Genomic DNA, 12,714 nt, shown 5'->3' with positions numbered 1-12,714 from the left:
CAACAGCGGCCTGGCCTGGATCATATGAAAGGGAGGGCCGATGGCCTACGGAATTCGCTTAATGGTCTGGGGCGAGCGTGCCTGCTTCACCCGCCCGGAAATGAAGGTGGAGCGCGTTTCCTACGATGCGATCACGCCATCCGCCGCACGCGGCATTCTCGAGGCTATCCACTGGAAACCGGCGATTCGCTGGGTGGTGGATCGCATCCAGGTGCTCAAGCCGATCCGCTTCGAATCCATCCGGCGCAACGAGGTCGGCGGCAGGCTGTCCGCGGCTAGCGTCGGCAAGGCAATGAAGGCCGGGCGCACCGATGGTCTGGTGAATCTGGTCGAGGAGGATCGACAGCAGCGCGCGACTACTCTGCTGCGCGATGTCGCCTACGTCATCGAGGCGCATTTCGAGTTGACCGACAGGGCCGGCGCTGACGACACGGTGGGCAAGCACCTGGATATCTTCAACCGCCGTGCGCGGAAGGGGCAGTGCTTCCATGCACCGTGCCTCGGCGTGCGCGAGTTTCCGGCCAGTTTTCAGTTGCTGGAACAGCACAGCGTCGAACCTTCGGTCGATGCTGCCCTGCGCGGTGAGCGTGATCTGGGTTGGATGCTGCATGACATTGATTTCTCCGATGGCATGACCCCGCACTTCTTCCGAGTCCTGATGCGCGATGGGTTGATCGAGGTGCCGGCGTTCCGGGTGGCAGGGATCAAGGCATGATCCTCTCGGCCCTCAACGATTATTACCAGCGACTGCTGGACCGGGATGAGGCGGAGATCTCTCCTTTCGGCTACAGCCAAGAGAGGATCAGCTATGCCCTGTTGCTCTCCACTCAAGGCGAGTTGCTGGACGTGCAGGACATTCGCGTGCTCTCTGGCAAGAAGCCACAGCCCAGGCTTATGAGTGTGCCGCAGCCGGAGAAGCGTACCTCGGGCATCAAGTCCAACGTACTGTGGGACAAGACCAGCTATGTGCTGGGTGTGAGTGCCAAGGGCGGAGCGCGCACCCAGCAGGAGCACGAAGCCTTCAAGACGCTACACCGGCAGATCCTGGCCGGAGAAGGCGACCCCGGTCTGCAGGCCTTGCTCCAGTTCCTCGAACGCTGGCAGCCGGAGCAGTTCCAGTCGCCGCCGTTCAACGAAGACATGCTCGACAGCAAGCTGGTATTCCGCTTGGACGGCCAACAGCGCTATCTGCACGAGACCCCAGCGGCACAGGCGGTGCGTGCCCGACTGTTCGCTAACGGCGATAGCCGCGAGGGGCTGTGCCTGGTCAGCGGCCAACATCAGCCGTTGGCGCGCCTGCATCCCGCGGTCAAGGGCGTCAATGGTGCCCGGAGTTCGGGGGCTTCCATGGTCTCCTTCAACCTCGACGCTTTTTCCTCCTACGGCAAGAGCCAGGGGGACAATGCACCGATCTCCGAACAGGCCGCCTTTGCCTACACCACGGTGCTCAACCATTTATTGCGTCGCGACGAGCACAACCGCCAGCGGCTACAGATCGGCGATGCGAGTGTGGTGTTCTGGGCGCAGGCGGCCACCCCTGCCCAGGCAACCGCTGCCGAGTCGACCTTCTGGAGCCTGCTGGAGCCACCCGCGGATGATGGTCAGGAAGCGGAAAAGCTGCGTGGCGTGCTGGATGCCGTGGCCAAGGGGCGGCCCCTGCATGAACTCGACCCGCTACTGGAGGAGGGCACCCGCATGTTCGTGTTAGGGCTGGCGCCCAATGCCGCGCGACTGTCCATCCGGTTCTGGGCAGTCGACAGCCTTGCGCTATTCACCCAGCGTCTGGCCGAGCATTTCTGGGATCTGCACCTCGAGCCGCTGCCCTGGAAGACGAAACCGGCCATCTGGCGCTTGCTCTATGCCACCGCACCCAGTCGTGAGGGCAGGGCCAAGGCCGAAGACGTACCCCCACAACTGGCCGGTGAAATGACCCGCGCCATCCTGACGGGCAGCCGCTACCCGCGCAGTCTGCTCGCCACCCTGATCATGCGCATGCGTGCCGATGGCGACGTCTCCGGCACGCGCGTCGCGCTGTGCAAGGCCGTGCTCGCCCGCGAGGCGCGCCTGAGCGGCAAGGTTCACCAAGAGGAGCTACCCATGAGTCTCGACAAGGACGCCAGCAACCCCGGCTATCGCTTGGGGCGGCTGTTCGCCGTACTGGAAGGCGCCCAGCGTGCGGCCCTGGGCGCCAACGTCAATGCCACCATCCGCGACCGCTACTATGGCGCCGCTTCCGCGACACCGGCCATGGTTTTCCCGATGCTGCTGCGCAATACCCAGAACCACTTGGCCAAGCTGCGCAAGAACAAGCCCGGACTGGCAGTGAACCTGGAACGCGATATCGGCGAAATCATCGACGGTATGCCGAGCCAATTCCCGCGCAGTCTCCGCTTGGAAGACCAAGGACGCTTCGCCATTGGTTACTACCAACAGGCCCAGGCCCGTTTCAACCGTAGCCCCGATCCCGTCGAGCAAGGAGCAAGAGAATGACCGCCATCGCCAACCGCTACGAGTTCGTTTACCTCTTTGATGTCAGCAACGGCAATCCCAATGGCGACCCGGATGCTGGCAACATGCCGCGCCTCGATCCGGAAACCAACCAGGGGTTGGTCACCGACGTTTGCCTCAAGCGCAAGATCCGCAACTACGTCAGCCTGGAGCAGGAGGGCGCTCCCGGGTATGCCATCTATATGCAGGAAAAATCCGTGCTGAATAACCAGCACAATCAGGCATACGAGGCGCTCGGTATTGAACCTGAAGAAAAAAAACTGCCCAAGGACGAAGCCAAGGCGCGCGATCTTACCGCCTGGATGTGCAAGAACTTCTTCGATGTGCGCGCCTTCGGTGCGGTGATGACGACAAAGGTCAATGCAGGCCAAGTTCGCGGGCCGATTCAAATTGCTTTCGCCACTTCTATTGATCCGGTTATTCCGCTGGAAATTTCAATCACTCGAGTGGCAGTTACGAGTAAGGAGGATGCTGAAAAGAAAGATAGGGAGATGGGCCGCAAGCACATCGTTCCCTATGGGCTGTACCGCGCCCACGGTTTCATTTCTGCCAAGCTGGCCGAGCGTACCGGTTTCTCCGAGGACGATCTGGAACTGCTGTGGCGTGCGCTGGGCAATATGTTCGAGCATGATCGCTCGGCAGCCCGTGGCGAGATGGCGGCGCGCAAGCTGATCGTCTTCAAGCATGACCACGCCATGGGCAATGCCCCGGCTCATGTGCTGTTCGACAGCGTCAGAGTCGAGCGGGTGGAAGGGGCCGCGGATACGCCGGCACGCGGTTTCCAGGATTACCGTGTCAGCATCGATGCGGAAGCCCTGCCTCAGGGCGTCAGCGTGCGCGAGCACTTCTAGCCACGGGAGCGGGCGGCCATGGAAGACGACGATCTCATTCCCTTGTCCGCCCTGCAGCACTACCTCTACTGCCCGCGGCAATGCGCACTGATCCATGTCGAGCGACTGTGGGCGGAAAACCGGCACACCGCCGAGGGGCGCCTGCTCCACGAGCGCGCCGACCAGTGCCAGATAGAGCAACGTCACGACGTACGCACCGTTACCGCCATGCCCTTGCTTCACCTGGAGTTGGGCGTTGCGGGGGTAGCCGATGTGGTCGAGTTCCGTGCTACTGACGATGGGGAACGCGCCTACCCCGTGGAGTACAAGCGCGGTCGGCCCAAGGGTCATCGCGCCGATGAGGTGCAGCTTTGTGCCCAGGCCCTCTGCCTGGAGGCGATGCTCGGCAAGCCGCTAGCGGAAGGTGCGCTGTTCTAAGGAAAAAACCCGGCGGCGCAAGGTCGTGCCGTTCGACGATGCGTTGCGCCGGTTGATCCTGCAGGTCATCCAGGCGACGCATGAGTTGCTGGCCGCGAGGCGCACGCCCTTGGCCGAGTACCAGGCCAAGCGTTGCGCCCCCTGTTCGCTGATCGATCTGTGCCAGCCCACGTTGCTCAAGCGCAGTATCAGCGTCGAAGGCTGGCTGCGTCTGCAGCTCAAGGAGGGGTGAAGCATGCGGCGACAGCTCAATACCCTCTACGTCACCACCGAGGGCGCCTGGCTGAAGAAGGATGGCGCCAATGTCGTCATGGAAGTGGCGGGTGAGATTCGCGGGCGCCTGCCAGCCCATATGCTCGAGAGCCTGGTGTGCATCGGCCGCGTACTGGTGTCACCGCCCTTGCTGGGGTACTGCGCGGAGCAGGGCATCAGCGTCTGCTACTTATCGCCCAACGGCAAGTTCCTGGCTCGGGTGGAGGGGCCAGTGTCCGGCAACGTCCTGCTGCGTCGCGAGCAGTACCGTCGAAGCGATGACCAGGCCGGCTGTGCGGCGCTGGTGCGCAACCTGCTGCTGGGCAAGGTGCACAATCAACGGGCAGTGCTGGGGCGGGCTCTGCGTGACCATGGCGAGGTCTTGGCGGAAGAGGCGCGACTCTCCCTTTCACATAGCCACAAGCGCTTGCGGCGAATCACCGACAGGTTGCTCGAGGCACCCGGGCTAGAGCTGCTCAGGGGGCTGGAGGGCGAGGCCGCCCAGGCCTATTTTGGCGTATTCGATCATCTGATCCGCGTCGACAATCCGACGCTACGTTTCGCCCGGCGCAGCCGCCGACCGCCTCTGGATGCGGTCAATGCGCTCCTGTCCTTTCTCTATACCCTGCTGACACACGATTGTCGGTCGGCGTTGGAAACCGTAGGGCTGGACCCGGCCGTGGGCTTCCTGCATCGCGACCGTCCCGGCAGACCCAGCCTGGCGCTGGATCTGCTCGAGGAGTTCCGTCCCGTGCTGGCCGATCGCTTGGCGCTTTCCCTGATCAACCGCAAGCAATTGGGCGAACGCGACTTCCGTACTCTGGACAATGGCGCCGTGCTCCTCAAGGACGAGGCGCGCAAGACGTTATTGACTGCTTACCAGGAGCGCAAGCGTGAGGAGGTGCAGCATGGCTTCCTCGGCGAGAAGGCTCCCCTTGGGTTGTTCCCTTACATTCAGGCGCAATTGCTCGCCCGCCATTTGCGTGGCGACCTGGAGGCTTATCCGCCATTTCTATGGAAGTGAGGTGTGCGACATGATGGTTCTGGTCAGCTATGACGTGAGCACTCAAGAGGCGGCAGGTAACAAGCGCTTGCGCCGTCTGGCCAAGGCCTGCCGCGATTACGGTCAGCGAGTGCAATACTCGGTGTTCGAGATAGAGGTGGATAGCGCGCAATGGATACTTCTCAAGCATCGTCTGTGCAACCTCATCGACCCGGAACAGGACAGCCTGCGTTTCTACTACTTAGGCACGCACTGGCAGCATCGCGTGGAGCATGTCGGAGCCAAGGCTGTACTCGACCTGAATGGCCCATTGATTCTTTAATGCCGGTGCGAACCTGAAGCGACCGACCAAATCCCGTGTGGTTCGCAATTCGCTATCTGCTTGATTCGTATGCACTTTTTTAGGCCAGGAGTCTGAGTAGGTTCGCTTTGCTTGAAGACGGCATGTTTCGCTGAAGTGATAGGGTTTTTCCATGCTGATCAACACGTTATAAGTAGAGGGTCGCGCCCCACGCGGGCGCGTGGATTGAAACCATCGCCTGGGTCTACGGCCAGGGCATGCCGAAGGTCGCGCCCCACGCGGGCGCGTGGATTGAAACTGCTCATCAGTGCCTGCCCACGCAGTATTGCCACGTCGCGCCCCACGCGGGCGCGTGGATTGAAACAGCAGCGAGATATCGGTCTCACTGGCGCGCACCGGTCGCGCCCCACGCGGGCGCGTGGATTGAAACACCTTCGGGGAGCCGACCCCGGTCCTCGGCGGGCGGTCGCGCCCCACGCGGGCGCGTGGATTGAAACGGGGTCCACGAAACAGTGCGCCCGTTGGGATATAGTCGCGCCCCACGCGGGCGCGTGGATTGAAACTGTGTAGATGCCGCCAGAAATGACGGCGCCGCCGAGTCGCGCCCCACGCGGGCGCGTGGATTGAAACATGTCGCGGCGCACATGCTCGTCGATGCCGATGGTCGCGCCCCACGCGGGCGCGTGGATTGAAACACCGTGACAGGTCACGATTTGCCTCCCGAGTGGGTCGCGCCCCACGCGGGCGCGTGGATTGAAACAAGGCGTCACCGCCCCACAGCGCGGCGGTGGCCATGTCGCGCCCCACGGGGGCGCGTGGATTGAAACAGCAGGGTCTGGTGACCGCGGATGATCGCCGCGCGTCGCGCCCCACGCGGGCGCGTGGATTGAAACGTCAACAGCGCCGCGCCGGTGAAGGAGGGCCCACGTCGCGCCCCACGTGGGCGCGTGAATTGAAACTGATCCAGCGTACGATATCGTCCCGGGCGCAGGCGTCGCGCGTCCCACCTGTTTTTGCCTTGCCTGACCTTCGCTCGACGACTTTTCGTACAGAACCTAAATCTCCCCGTCGCCGTGCCCGGCGACGGGCTCGTCCTACAGGGAGTCTCCATGACGATGTGGTATCGGCTGGCATTTGTGCTGTTCATCGGAAGTCAGATCACCGGGTGCGCCATCGGCCAGCGGGTGGATTATCGGCAGGCCGCGCCGTATGTGACGGTGACGTCGGACAAGCAGGTCGCGGTGGCGGTGGTGGATGAGCGGCCTTACGTGCTCAAGGGCAGCAAGCGCCCGACCTATGTCGGCAACCTGCGAGCGCTGTATTACAACCCCTACAACGTGACCACCTACAGCGGCAGCCCGCTGGCTGCGGATATCCAGGAGGCGGTACGCAGCGCGCTGGCGCGGGCGTCCCTCGATGCGGTGCCCAGCGCGTCGGTCGACAGGGCTTCCGGGCCTGGGCAGCGGCTGTTGCTGATCCACATGCGGGAGTGGAAGTCGGACGCCTACATGAGCACGCGCTTCGACTACGACCTCACCGCCTCGGTGATCGACGAGAACGGGCGGGTGCTGGCCAGCAAGGATGCCAAGCAGAGCCGGGCGGTGACCAACCTGATCACCGCGGGCTCCGGCGCGCTGGCCCAGCTCATCGGCTCCGAGGAGATCGCGGCGGCGCTCGCGTCCATTCCTTCACCACTGGCCCCTACCGCCACCGAACCGCTTTCCGCCACGCCTGTGCCCCAGAGCAAGACGTCTGCCGCCTACGACGACTGCATGCGCAGGGTGCTGCGCATCAGCGATCCCGCCCTGCGGGTGTCATCGATGGCGATGTGCGATCCGGCGAAATGAGCCCGGGCCCGCGGCGGCGGGCGTTCGGTCATTTGGCGGCGTCGCAGGAATCCATGGCTTGCAGGCGCAGGGCGGGATCGCCGATCCGCAGGACGCGTGCCATGCAGGCATCGTAGGCCGGGGAAGCGGGTGTCGCTGTCGCTGCCGGGAGCGCCCGGGCGCTGGGGGCAGGGCGTACGGGTGCGATGCCATCGTAGCGGCCGCCGCTGGCCAGGCAATCGAAGGATTCCGGGTCCTGCAGCTTGATCGCATAGCCCCAGGACTGAGGCCTGGCCACCGCGATGAAGCCCATCTTCATGTGGGAACGCATGCTCACCACGGCGTCCGCGCCCACGCTGCGGGCCACTTCCGCCAGGGCCCGGTTGACCTTGGCGAACCCGCCATACCACTGCTGGTTGGCCACGGCTCGTCCCAGTGGGGTGAATTTCACGTCGGGCGGCAGCGGCTTGGGCAGCAGGCACACCGGCCCTGAATAACGGGGCAGCGCCTTGCTCGAGCCCTTGAGCGGTTGCACCACGGCCTTGGTGCCGCATCCTGCCAGCGCCAGCAGACAGATCAGCGCTAATCCTGCTTTCATCGGGAACGTCGTCCATTGATTGTGATTCGGCATCATACCGAACCCGGCCCCTGGGGAAGCCGATCTGAATCAATGGCGTGTGGTTTGGCAGGCAATGGCCATCCCTGGCCGGCGCCTGTCGATCAGTAGCGGTAGTGCAGCGTCGCCATGAGGTTGCGGGGCGCACCGTAGGTCCCGTAGCTGCTAGTGGAGCTGTAGTAGGTCTTGTCGAAGGCGTTGTTCAGGTTGAGGGAGGCGGTCAGGTGGTCGTCGATGGCGTAGCGGGCCAGGAGGTTCACCACGCTGTAGGCATCCTGCCGGGACGTCTCCAGGGTGTAGCCGCTCTTGCTCTGCCAGTTGACGCCGCCGCCCACCGTCAGCCGATCCAGGGCGCCGGGCAGTCGGTAGGTGGTGAAGAGCTTGGCACTGTGGCGGGGGATCTGGGTGACGATCCGCTGATCCTCGCTGTCCTCGCTGAGGGTGAAGGTGTAGCCGCCCGCCACTTGCCAGCCTTCCGCCAGTTCACCGTTGGCTTCCCATTCCACGCCGCGCGAGGTCACGCCTTCCTGGGCGGAATAGCTGAAAGTGTCGTTGTTCCACACCGCCAGGTTGTCCTGCTCGGTCTTGAACACCGCCAGGCTGGTGTTCAACTGGCCGTCGTAGAAGGCCGCCTTGAGTCCCGTTTCGTAGCTGGTGCCCTTCTCCGGGTCCAGGGGCGCGTTGTTGATGTCCCGCACCCAGGAGCCTTGCGGGTTGAAGATCTCGGTGTAGCTGGCGTACACGGACCAGATGTCATCCAGGGCGTATACCACGCCGGCATAGGGAATGGTCACGCCGTTCTCGGCCTGGGTCGTGCGGCCGGTGGGGCCGCCGTAGGGCTTGCTGTCGCTGGTGCGCTGCCAGTCGGTGACGCGACTGCCGAGGATCAGCGTCAGGTCGTCACTCAGGTGGAAACGCGAGGCGAGGTAGGCGCTGCGCTGGTGTTCCTTGACCTCGCTGCGACCCACCTTGGCGAAGTCCGGCTCGGGCGCATCGCCGTGCCAGTGGAAGATGGCCTGAAGGCTGCCGTCGTAACCGGCGCCCGGGTAGACCCAGCCGCCGTAGTCCGGCGAGTTTTCCCGGAAGGTGGAGTAGGTGGCGCCGGCGATCAGCTCATGTTCGCGACCGAAGAGGCTGAAAGGCCCGGTCAGGTAGGCATCCACGTTGCTCTGTTGCGGCGAGCCGCCCCATTTCACCGGCAGCAGATAGGCGCCGTCGCCGGTGGCCTGGTCCAGGCTGCCGCTGAGGTAGGTGACTTCCGAGTCGTAGTCGTTGCGGGCATGGCTGACGTCCAGCTTCGCGCTCCAGCCGGAGTCGAAGGTGTGTTCCAGGGAGGTGAACAGGGTGCTCTGCTGGCGGTTGTAGTAGCTCCAGTCCGGCGCGGTGTTGAACGACCGCGGGAAGTCGGTGGACGCCCCGTTGCTGTAGAACCGCGGGAAACCGCTGCGCAGCGGTGCGTCACTGGATACGTCCTGCCAGCTGAAACCCAGGGTCAGCAGGGCGCTGTCGCTCAGGTCGAATTCGCTGATGCCGTAGAGCAGGGTGGATTCCTGCTTGTAGCGGTCGACCCAGGCGTGCTGGTTCTTGTAGTCCACCACCAGCCGGCCGCGGACGTTGCCGCCCTCGGTGAGCGGGCCGGAGACGTCCAGGCCGCTGCCGTAGCGGTCCCAACTGCCCGCCTCGGCGCTGAGGTCGAGTTGGAAGTCGGCGGTGGGCCGCTTGCGGATCAGGTTGATGGTGGCCGACGGGTTGCCGAGCCCGCTGATCAGGCCGGTGGCGCCGCGGACGATCTCCACGCGGTCGTACATCGCGGTGCTCTGGGCGTAGTTGTCCAGGCGGGCGGAGGTGGGAACGCCATCGATCTCGTAGTTGTTGATCATGAAGCCGCGTGACCAGAACGAGTCGGCGTCGTTGCCCAGGCCCTCGCGGATCACCGTGATGCCGGCGCTGGCTTCCAGGGCGTCGGTGACGCTGCTGAGCTTCTGATCCTCCAGGCGCTGCTGGGTGATGACACTGATCGACTGTGGCGTTTCCTTGGGCGACAGGTTCAGGCGCGAGGAACTGCTGGAGGAATAGGTGGTGTAGGAGCCGCTGCCTTCGGTAGTCGAGCCCGGTGCCTTGCCGGAGATGCTCAGGCTGTCCAGCTGCAGCACGCCGCCCTCGGCGGCCGGGACCAGCAGCCAGTTGCCATTGCTCCCGGGCGCGGCTACCAGCCCGCTGCCGGCCAGCAGCAGAGCGAGGGCCTCGCCCACCGGGTAGCGCCCGTGCAGCGCCGGCGCCTGGCGCCCCCGGACCTGCTGCGGATCGAAGGGCAGGGTGATCTCGGCGGCCTGGGCGAAATGGCTCAGGGCGTCCTCCAGGGGCGCGGCCGGCAGGTCATAGGTGCGCTCGGCCTCCTGGGACGCGGCGCTAACCGGCAGCGATCCGGCGCACAGGCTGCCGACCAGCACGGCGCGGGCCAGTGCATGACGAGGGAACGAGGGGTGGGGGAGGGAAGGGAACCGCATGGGACGACTGACTCCTGTAAGGGATCGCTATTTCCTCCTTTGTCGAAGCGCGCGCGAAAACCCGTAAACGATTCCAGCTTTTTTTCAGGCGGCGACGATCCGCGTCCAGTACGGGCCGAAACGTTCCAGGCGGACCGGCAGCGAGTCGCACAGGGCGGCAAGGGCACGGTCCGGGTCGTCCAGCTGGAAGGCGCCGGATACCTGCAGGTCGGCCACCCGTGGGTCGCAGCCCAGCCAGCCGCGGCGGTAACGGGACAACTCCGCCGCCAGGCGATCCAGGCGCAGGCGCCGGGCGACCAGTTGCCCGCGGGTCCAGGCCAGCGGGTCCAGGGTGCTTTCCGCCAGCGTCTGAGTCCCGGCGCCCGCGATGCGGTATTCCGGTCCGGCGACGAGGCGGGCGGGCTGGGCGGCGGCGGGGTAGGCATCCACGTCGCCGCGGACCACCTGAACCTGCAGGTGGTCCGCTTCCTGGCGCACCGTGAGGGCGCCGTTCAGCACCTGCAGGCGCGCTTGGCGGGCGTCCAGCCAGAGCGGGTGTGCCGTCTCCACGAAGAGTTCGCCGCGGCGCAGCCGTAAGGTTTGCCCTCGGATGTCGACCGCGCTGTCGGTGTTGAGCTGCAGGCGGCTGCCGTCCGCCAGGGTGAACTGGCGCCGTTCGCCGACCCGGGCGGCGTAGTCAGCGGTTCCCCAGGGCGAAGCCTGCCAGCCCAGCCCCCCGGCGCCGGCCAGCAAGCCGCCGATCCCCAGCAGTTTGAGCGCCTGCCGTCGGTTGCCCCGGGTGCGGGCCGCGCGTTCCAGGGTGTCCAGCGCGAGGGTCGGCGGCAGCGAAGCCAGGGCCTGGAACCCCGCCTCGCTGCGCTGCAGGGCCTGCCAGGCGCGCTCGTGGGTCGCATCGGCTGCGCGCCAGGCCAGGCACGCCTGGCGCTGGGTCTCGTCGGCATCACCGGATTGCAGCCGCACCAGCCAGGCGATGGCCTGGTCGAGCACGGGGTCCGGAAGAGCGGGGTCGAGGGCCATGGACGTGATTATTGGGCGCACTGGGCCAGGTAGCAGTGGCGGATGGCGGTGGCCATGTACTTCTCCACCGAACTCAGGCTGACCGCCAGGCGCTGGGCGATCTCCCGGTAGCCCAGCCCTTCCAGGCGCGACAGCAGGAATGCCGTGCGTACCCGTGGGGCCAGGCCATCCAGCAGGGCGTCGATCTGCGTCAGGGTTTCCAGCAGCACCAGGCGCTGTTCCGGGGACGGGGTCTCGGCTTCCGGCAACTGGGCGATGGCGGCCAGGTAGGCCCGTTCGAGGCGCTGCCGGCGCAGGCGGTCCACCAGCAGGCCGTGGGCAATGGTGCTCAGCCAGGCACGGGGCTGCCGCAGCTCCCGCAGCTGTTCCGGGCGACCGAGGACCTGCAGGAAGGTGTCGTGGGCCAGGTCGGCGGCATTCTCCGCGTGGCGCAGGCGGCGGTGCAGCCATTCCAGCAGCCAGCCGTGATGATCGCTATAGAGGGCGTGGGCATCCCGTTGCAACGCCGAAGTGCCGGATGGTGGTGGCGACACGGAGGGACCCCTGAGCGCACGAAGGCGTGATACGAATGAGAAAGCCTCGCATCTTAGGGGCGAACCCCGCCCGCCTGCAATGGGGCCTGCCCGATTCCCCGCTCAGTCGGCGAAGCAGCCAACGTGCAAATCGGGGTTCTCGTCGTTGAGGAACAGCCCGCAGAGGGCGATCAGGCCTTCCCGTTCGGCTGCCTGGGCCGACACCAGGCGGTCGCCCTCGAACGCGAAGGTGGTGGCGTTGTAGCCCGTGGGAATGCCCAGGGGCAGCGGCACGATCAGCACCGGCATGATCGCCGCCCAGGTCAGGTCCGGCTGCCGATAGCGCCAGAACTCTCGTCCACCTTCATGCCACGCCCGGTCGGGGACTCCCCAGGCCGCCTCGACGTCGGCACGTCGGGTGACGGTTTCGCTGCCGGAACAGCAGTAGCCCCGCCCACCGGGTTTCACCGCCTCGCCGGTGTAGGTCCGGGTCGGGTTGTGCATCGTGATCACCCCGACGCATCCCGACATCATCGCCACCAGCACCCCGAGGACTATCGCGCGCATGTCGCCTCCCGATCGAAAACGGCCAGCCTAGGACGGGCTGCCGGCCGCTGACAAGCGCCACGGGGTCACGGCAAGGCGATACCCAGGGCATTGAGGGTCGGGGTGTCCATGCGGCCGGTGAGTTCGAGCCCGGCATCCATCTGAAACGCCATCAGCGCATCCCGGGTCCCTTTGCCCAGCACGCCATCCAGGGGGCCGCTGTAGTAATGCTTGACCATCAGGGCCATTTGCACCCGCTTCACCAGGTTTTCCAGGTCGGTTGCTGACGGGCGTACCCATTGAATGGATGGGTTCTCCCGGGATTGAGGGGACGGCCTGTCTCTTATACATATCTGAC

General features: G+C 65.2%; 14 protein-coding genes and 1 CRISPR repeat array. Of the genes, 8 read left to right on the top strand and 6 right to left on the bottom strand.

Annotated features, from left to right (window positions below):
- Nucleotides 1-40 precede the first annotated feature (40 nt).
- The 8 genes from cas5c (at nt 41) to FM069_RS17915 (ending at nt 7,179) form a co-directional block, all read left to right on the top strand.
- The gene (gene cas5c, locus FM069_RS17945) at nt 41-715 is read left to right on the top strand and encodes a type I-C CRISPR-associated protein Cas5c (protein ID WP_143489755.1); all 675 of its coding nucleotides are present in this window, start codon (nt 41-43) and stop codon (nt 713-715) included.
- Nucleotides 712-2,490, top strand: a complete 1,779-nt coding sequence (cas8c, locus tag FM069_RS17940; protein ID WP_143489754.1) for a type I-C CRISPR-associated protein Cas8c/Csd1 — start codon at nt 712-714, stop codon at nt 2,488-2,490. Before cas5c ends, cas8c begins: the two co-directional genes overlap by 4 nt.
- Entirely contained in the window at nt 2,487-3,359 is an 873-nt protein-coding gene (gene cas7c / locus FM069_RS17935; protein ID WP_143489753.1) for a type I-C CRISPR-associated protein Cas7/Csd2, read from the top strand. The genes cas8c and cas7c overlap by 4 nt, the downstream gene beginning before the upstream one ends.
- An 18-nt stretch (nt 3,360-3,377) precedes the next feature.
- The gene (gene cas4, locus FM069_RS22100; RefSeq protein WP_267904207.1) at nt 3,378-3,776 is read left to right on the top strand and encodes a CRISPR-associated protein Cas4; all 399 of its coding nucleotides are present in this window, start codon (nt 3,378-3,380) and stop codon (nt 3,774-3,776) included.
- 25 nt (nt 3,777-3,801) lie between these two features.
- Nucleotides 3,802-4,008: a PD-(D/E)XK nuclease family protein gene (locus FM069_RS22095; RefSeq protein WP_267904206.1), complete on the top strand. Its 207-nt coding sequence runs from the start codon at nt 3,802-3,804 to the stop codon at nt 4,006-4,008.
- A 3-nt stretch (nt 4,009-4,011) separates the two neighbouring features.
- Nucleotides 4,012-5,052 (top strand): type I-C CRISPR-associated endonuclease Cas1c, encoded by a 1,041-nt coding sequence (gene cas1c, locus FM069_RS17925; protein ID WP_143489752.1) that lies wholly within the window; start codon nt 4,012-4,014, stop codon nt 5,050-5,052.
- A 10-nt stretch (nt 5,053-5,062) separates the two neighbouring features.
- The gene (gene cas2 / locus FM069_RS17920; protein WP_143489751.1) at nt 5,063-5,353 is read left to right on the top strand and encodes a CRISPR-associated endonuclease Cas2; all 291 of its coding nucleotides are present in this window, start codon (nt 5,063-5,065) and stop codon (nt 5,351-5,353) included.
- Between the two features lie 179 nt (nt 5,354-5,532).
- A CRISPR array of direct repeats spans nt 5,533-6,291; the repeat unit is 32 nt; unit sequence GTCGCGCCCCACGCGGGCGCGTGGATTGAAAC.
- Between the two features lie 150 nt (nt 6,292-6,441).
- Complete coding sequence (locus FM069_RS17915) at nt 6,442-7,179, top strand: hypothetical protein (protein ID WP_178106832.1); 738 nt, start codon at nt 6,442-6,444, stop codon at nt 7,177-7,179.
- A gap of 28 nt (nt 7,180-7,207) precedes the next feature.
- On the opposite strand, the gene FM069_RS17910 is transcribed toward FM069_RS17915, so the two are convergent.
- From FM069_RS17910 to FM069_RS17885, 6 genes are all read right to left on the bottom strand, one after another.
- Nucleotides 7,208-7,756 (bottom strand): hypothetical protein, encoded by a 549-nt coding sequence (locus FM069_RS17910; protein ID WP_143489750.1) that lies wholly within the window; start codon nt 7,754-7,756, stop codon nt 7,208-7,210.
- A gap of 122 nt (nt 7,757-7,878) precedes the next feature.
- The gene (locus FM069_RS17905) at nt 7,879-10,281 is read right to left on the bottom strand and encodes a TonB-dependent siderophore receptor (protein WP_143489749.1); all 2,403 of its coding nucleotides are present in this window, start codon (nt 10,279-10,281) and stop codon (nt 7,879-7,881) included.
- Nucleotides 10,282-10,365: 84 nt separating this feature from the next.
- The gene (locus tag FM069_RS17900; RefSeq protein WP_143489748.1) at nt 10,366-11,298 is read right to left on the bottom strand and encodes a FecR family protein; all 933 of its coding nucleotides are present in this window, start codon (nt 11,296-11,298) and stop codon (nt 10,366-10,368) included.
- An 8-nt stretch (nt 11,299-11,306) separates the two neighbouring features.
- Nucleotides 11,307-11,831, bottom strand: a complete 525-nt coding sequence (locus FM069_RS17895) for a sigma-70 family RNA polymerase sigma factor (protein ID WP_178106819.1) — start codon at nt 11,829-11,831, stop codon at nt 11,307-11,309.
- Nucleotides 11,832-11,933: 102 nt separating this feature from the next.
- Entirely contained in the window at nt 11,934-12,377 is a 444-nt protein-coding gene (locus FM069_RS17890; protein WP_143489747.1) for a hypothetical protein, read from the bottom strand.
- A 65-nt stretch (nt 12,378-12,442) separates the two neighbouring features.
- The coding region (locus FM069_RS17885; RefSeq protein ID WP_178106817.1) for a peptidoglycan-binding domain-containing protein at nt 12,443-12,714 on the bottom strand (272 nt) is incomplete at its 5' end.

Source organism: Pseudomonas mangiferae, assembly GCF_007109405.1.
In the GTDB taxonomy this organism is placed as follows: domain Bacteria; phylum Pseudomonadota; class Gammaproteobacteria; order Pseudomonadales; family Pseudomonadaceae; genus Pseudomonas_T; species Pseudomonas_T mangiferae.
Note: the sequence above shows the minus strand (reverse complement) of the source record. Positions and strands in the feature narration are given on the sequence as shown.

What these genes read in the sequence shown, in the direction of transcription:
- cas7c (WP_143489753.1), top strand. Translation starts at nt 2,487, where the DNA reads ATGACCGCCATCGCCAACCGCTACGAGTTCGTTTACCTCTTTGATGTC.
- FM069_RS17915 (WP_178106832.1), top strand. Translation starts at nt 6,442, where the DNA reads ATGACGATGTGGTATCGGCTGGCATTTGTGCTGTTCATCGGAAGTCAG.
- FM069_RS17905 (WP_143489749.1), bottom strand. Translation starts at nt 10,281, where the DNA reads ATGCGGTTCCCTTCCCTCCCCCACCCCTCGTTCCCTCGTCATGCACTG.
- cas2 (WP_143489751.1), top strand. Translation starts at nt 5,063, where the DNA reads ATGATGGTTCTGGTCAGCTATGACGTGAGCACTCAAGAGGCGGCAGGT.
- FM069_RS17900 (WP_143489748.1), bottom strand. Translation starts at nt 11,298, where the DNA reads ATGGCCCTCGACCCCGCTCTTCCGGACCCCGTGCTCGACCAGGCCATC.
- cas5c (WP_143489755.1), top strand. Translation starts at nt 41, where the DNA reads ATGGCCTACGGAATTCGCTTAATGGTCTGGGGCGAGCGTGCCTGCTTC.
- FM069_RS17890 (WP_143489747.1), bottom strand. Translation starts at nt 12,377, where the DNA reads ATGCGCGCGATAGTCCTCGGGGTGCTGGTGGCGATGATGTCGGGATGC.
- cas4 (WP_267904207.1), top strand. Translation starts at nt 3,378, where the DNA reads ATGGAAGACGACGATCTCATTCCCTTGTCCGCCCTGCAGCACTACCTC.
- cas8c (WP_143489754.1), top strand. Translation starts at nt 712, where the DNA reads ATGATCCTCTCGGCCCTCAACGATTATTACCAGCGACTGCTGGACCGG.
- FM069_RS17910 (WP_143489750.1), bottom strand. Translation starts at nt 7,756, where the DNA reads ATGAAAGCAGGATTAGCGCTGATCTGTCTGCTGGCGCTGGCAGGATGC.
- cas1c (WP_143489752.1), top strand. Translation starts at nt 4,012, where the DNA reads ATGCGGCGACAGCTCAATACCCTCTACGTCACCACCGAGGGCGCCTGG.